Origin of the sequence: Pseudomonas sp. NPDC089530, from assembly GCF_050280705.1 — a bacterium.
GTDB lineage: Bacteria > Pseudomonadota > Gammaproteobacteria > Pseudomonadales > Pseudomonadaceae > Aquipseudomonas.
Window position 1 is genome coordinate 1 of sequence record NZ_JBNNVU010000223.1, and the last position, 1,057, is coordinate 1,057.

The window sequence follows — 1,057 nt, forward strand, 5'->3', positions numbered from 1 at the left end:
CTCGGTGCTGTCGCCGAACATCTCGCCTTGTCCCTTCAGGCGGTAGCGCGCGGTGCTGCTGAACAGATGGCGCTCCAGGGACGACAGCGCCCAGGTACAGCTCTTTAGCGATATCAGTGCACGATTCAACCAGGATCTTGGTGACAGGCTGACCATTGGCGTCAGTCTGGTAAGTCACCAGACGCTTGCCCAACCACTGTTGAGCGAATGCTTTAGCGTCTTCTTTGTTGCGAACCAGCTTGACGCCGCCCGCTTTGCCGCGACCACCGGCGTGAACCTGGGCTTTGACAACCCACTCGGAGCCGCCGATCTTGTCGCAAGCTTCTGCTGCTTCTTCCGGGGTGTCTACCGCGTAGCCTTTGGATACTGGCAGGCCGTACTCAGCGAACAGCTGCTTACCCTGATACTCGTGAAGATTCATGCTTTTTACCGTCTTCGTTAGGTACTGCGCATTCGGCGCTGCGCTCTTGATGAGTGCCGCGCCACCTGTGACCGCTCCTCACCGGACTCCCCTGCCCCGAAGCCTGAACTCCGGTTGAGGTATCCCGTGAGGTCGAGTCCAGCGGACGTTCCGCGGTGAGTCTTGCTCGCAAGGCTCACGACGGGCAATCCGCCGTGGTTTCTTATTGTCTTAACGCTTTTTGCGGTTGGCGATGTGGATGGCGCCGCCATTCACTGCCAGTGCTGCTTCGTGCAGGGCTTCGGACAGGGTCGGATGGGAGAAGACCATCATGCCCAGATCTTCGGCGCTGGTGCCGAATTCCATGCCGATTGCACCTTGCTGAACCAGTTCTGCCGCGCTTGGGCCGATCACGTGGACGCCCAGTACACGGTCAGTCTTGGCATCAGCGATGACTTTCACGAAACCGCCGGTGTCGTTGGCTGCCATGGCACGGCCGCTGGCTGCGAACGGGAAGGTGCCGACGTTAACTTCAACGCCTTCAGCTTTCAAGGCCTGCTCGGTTTTACCGACCCATGCGATTTCCGGGCCCCATGCGCTGGTCAAGGCCACGCCGGTCTGGAACGACCCGCTGGACTTCGTCGCCGCCCCCGAGCA

1 protein-coding gene and 1 pseudogene are annotated in these 1,057 nt (G+C 60.3%); both read right to left on the bottom strand.

The window, feature by feature from the left end; translation table 11 throughout:
- On the bottom strand, nt 1-421 hold a 421-nt coding region (locus ACQKQA_RS30445; RefSeq protein ID WP_427564810.1), incomplete at its 3' end, for an ATP-grasp domain-containing protein.
- A 210-nt stretch (nt 422-631) separates the two neighbouring features.
- A pseudogene (locus ACQKQA_RS30450) lies at nt 632-1,057 on the bottom strand (hypothetical protein); the annotation flags it as partial.